Origin of the sequence: Mesorhizobium sp. M5C.F.Ca.IN.020.32.2.1, from assembly GCF_004023105.1 — a bacterium.
Classification (GTDB): Bacteria; Pseudomonadota; Alphaproteobacteria; order Rhizobiales; family Rhizobiaceae; genus Mesorhizobium; species Mesorhizobium wenxiniae.
Map to the genome: position 1 here is coordinate 1 of NZ_RZSX01000740.1, position 3,214 is coordinate 3,214.

General features: G+C 65.0%; 5 protein-coding genes. 2 read left to right on the plus strand and 3 right to left on the minus strand.

Annotation, left to right across the window (positions count from 1 at the left end):
* A partial coding sequence (locus EOA86_RS28000) for a nicotinate-nucleotide--dimethylbenzimidazole phosphoribosyltransferase (protein WP_164892043.1) occupies positions 1–986 on the minus strand: 986 nt, incomplete at its 3' end.
* 182 nt (positions 987–1,168) lie between these two features.
* Here EOA86_RS28000 and EOA86_RS28005 point away from each other — a divergent pair.
* Complete coding sequence (locus EOA86_RS28005; protein WP_127208292.1) at positions 1,169–1,402, plus strand: DUF1289 domain-containing protein; 234 nt, start codon at positions 1,169–1,171, stop codon at positions 1,400–1,402.
* Positions 1,403–1,409: 7 nt separating this feature from the next.
* Positions 1,410–2,114 (plus strand): TIGR02281 family clan AA aspartic protease, encoded by a 705-nt coding sequence (locus tag EOA86_RS28010; protein WP_128344638.1) that lies wholly within the window; start codon positions 1,410–1,412, stop codon positions 2,112–2,114.
* Positions 2,115–2,138: 24 nt separating this feature from the next.
* Here EOA86_RS28010 and EOA86_RS28015 read toward each other — a convergent pair whose 3' ends face one another.
* Both EOA86_RS28015 and EOA86_RS28020 read right to left on the minus strand, forming a co-directional pair.
* Positions 2,139–2,882 carry an SDR family oxidoreductase gene (locus EOA86_RS28015; RefSeq protein WP_128344640.1) on the minus strand — a complete coding sequence of 248 codons (744 nt, stop codon included), beginning with the start codon at positions 2,880–2,882 and terminating at the stop codon, positions 2,139–2,141.
* A gap of 33 nt (positions 2,883–2,915) precedes the next feature.
* The coding region (locus tag EOA86_RS28020) for an SDR family oxidoreductase (protein WP_128344642.1) at positions 2,916–3,214 on the minus strand (299 nt) is incomplete at its 5' end.

Genomic DNA, 3,214 nt, shown 5'->3' on the forward strand with positions numbered 1-3,214 from the left:
GCCGCCGACATGCCCGACATGGTGAGCGCAGCGGCTTTGACCAGGCCAGCCGCAAGTGCCGCCCCTGCGCCCTCGCCGTGGCTCACGCCGAGATCAAGCAGCGGGCGCAAGCCGAGTCGCTCGGCGGCCCGAGCATGCGCAGGCTCTGGCGACAGGCTGGCAAGAAGGCAATGGTCGAGCGCGGCGGGGTTGGCAGCATGCAGCGTCGCGGCGGCAGCGGTCGCCACCAATCCATCGAGCAGTACGGGTATCTTCTGCATCCGGGCGGCGAGGATGGCGCCGGCAATCGCTGCGAACTCACGGCCGCCGACTCGCCGCAACGCTTCCAGCGGGTCCCTGAGACCTGTGCCGTGGAAGCTTAGCGCGGCATCGACCACTTCCGCCTTGCGCGCCCGCATCGATGCATCGGCGCCCGATCCGGATCCGACCCAATCGGCGCCCTTGCCGCCCAACAGTGCGGCAAATAAAGTCGCTGCAACGGTGGAATTGCCGACGCCGAGGTCGCCAAGGCAAAGCAGATCGGTGCCGCCGGCGATCGCCTCCATACCGAACGCCATGGTGGCAGCGCAGCCGCGCTCGTCAAGTGCTGCGTCCTCGGTGATGTCGGCGGTCGGAATGTGCAGCGCTAGATCGAACACTTTCAGCCCAAGATCATTGGCGATGCAGATCTGGTTGACCGCCGCACCCCCGGCCGCGCAATGCTCTACCGCGTTCGCCGTGGCAGCGACAGGCCGTGGCGAAGCGCCGTGCCGAGCGACGCCATGATTGCCGGCGAAGATCGCCACCAGGGGCCGGTTCACTGCCGGCGGCGCATGGCCGCTCCAGGCGGCGAGCCACGCGGCGATGTCCTCGATGCGGCCGAGCGAGCCTTTGGGTTTGTCGGCCTTGGCAAACAGCGAGCGGACGCGACCTCCGGCCGCCGTGTCGGCCGGCGGCAGGGTCGCCAGAAGATTGCGAAAATCGTCGAAGGGCAGCGCGCTGGTCATGTCGTTGGTGATCGTTCCCAGAGTTGGCGAGCGGCATAGCCGCCTTGCTTGGCCGGCACAACTGCCTGCATTGACGCGAAAGCGGTTGCCGGCGGCGCATTCCGGAGGGCTTGCATTGGCCTTGCCGTTACACCATGTGGAAGCGAGACAAGGGATTCCTGGCGGAACCCTGAGAGAATATCATGACGGCCATCGAATCCCCATGCATCCTGGTCTGTTCGATCGATATGAAAACCGGCTTCTGCTTCGGTTGCGGCCGTACGCGCGAGGAAATCGGCGCCTGGATCGACATGACCCCTGAAATCCGCCGCAGCGTCATGGCCGAGCTGCCGGCCCGGCTTGAAACGGTTGAACGCAGACCGCGCCGGGAAACGCGCCGCACCCGCCTCGCGCGCGAACGCGACGCTCTCTCGTGAGCCACATATGAACCGATTTTACTGGGTTTTGATGATCGCGATCGGGGCAGGCGTGGTCCTGCTCATGCTCAACGATTCCGCCGGCAGCACATTCGGCGTCGAGAATTACGATTTCAGCCGGCTGATCTGGCTTGGCGCATTGGTCGCGCTCATCGGCGCCGGCCTGCTCAGATCAGGCCGCCCCCTAGGCGCGATGGCCCGCAATCTGGGCACCTGGGCCGTCATCGTGCTCGCACTGATCACCGGCTACCAATATCGTTATGAATTGCAGGATTTCGCCAGCCGGGTAACGGCCGGCCTTGTTCCCGGCAGTCCGCTGGCATTGGGCCTTGAGGACGGCCATGCCACGGTGACCCTGGACAAGGCCGGCAATGGCCATTTCGAAGCGCGCATCATGGTCAACGGCACGCCGGTCCGGGCCGTGGTCGATACCGGCGCAACCAGCACCGTGCTGACCGCGCAGGACGCGCAAGCGGCCGGGTTTAATCCAGCCGCTCTCAATTTCACCATACCGGTTTCCACCGCCAACGGCATGGCCCGCGCCGCCGCTGTGAGAACCGACGAATTGGCGATCGGCGGGATCGTGCGCAAGGACATGCCGGTCATGATCGCCGCGCCCGGCATGCTCGGCCAGAGCCTGCTCGGCATGAATTTCATCGGCTCACTGTCCGGTTTCGACGTGCGCGGCGACCGCATGATCTTGCGCGATTGAACAGTCAGGCTGCTTCGGCGCCGCTCAGTGAGCGTTGAGCATCTCGACCGCTTGATCAAACCGGCCGTCCCGCTCCGCCCAGCGCAGGAACCCCACGCGCTCCACCAGTATCTCCTTGGGGGTCGGCTCCCGGCTGAACAACGTCATCGCCTCGTCAATGAACGCGCTGAGCGGCATATAGCCGTCGCGAGTCGACTGGCCGGGCGTGAGTTCGGTGCGAACCGCTGGCGGCGCAAGCTCGATCACTTCGACCTTGCCCCTGAGTTGCTCGCGCAACGACACCGTATAGGAATGGATCGCCGCCTTGGTGGCATTGTAGGTCGGCGTGCCACTCAGCGGCACGAAGGCCAAGCCTGACGAGACGTTGACGATCACGGCATTTTGCCGGGCCGCCAGATGGTCGATCAGCGCGTTGGTGAGACGGATCGGCCCGAACAAGTTAGTGACGATCGTCTCCTCCGCGTCGCGCAGATCGCGGGTCCTGGTCAGATCCTCGCGGCGCATGATGCCGGCATTGTTGATGAGCACGTTGAGCGCCGGGTGCTCGGCGACTACGCGCTTGGCAAATGCTGCGATTGCTTCCGGATCTTCAACATTCCCGACCATGGCGTGCATGCCTTCACGCCCGGCGATCGTCTGCTCGAGCGCCTCCTTGCGCCGTCCCGCGACGATGACAGTGTTGCCAAGCGCATTGAAGCGCAGCGCCAGTTCCCGCCCGATCCCGGATCCGCCGCCGGTGATGAGGATGGTGTTTCCCGTCATTTTCATCGTTCTGTGCTCCATCTATTCCAGCCAATCGGGTCAAACGATCCCGCCGTTTGCGAATACCGTCTGCCCGTTGATCCAGGCACCGTCCCCGCTCCAGAGCGCCGCGATTGCATCGGCGATGTCGGAAGGCTCGCCCAGCCGCTTGTGCGGCGTGCGAGCGGCGAAACCGGCGATCTGCTCGGGGGTCTTGCCGTCGGTGAAGAGTGTTGTGTTCACTAGGCCCGGCGCCATCGCGTTCACCGAGATCATGCGCCCCTCGAGCTCCTTGGCGAGGACGTTCGCAAAGAGTTCCTGCGCGGCCTTGGTGGCGGCGTACGCTCCATAGGTCGGGC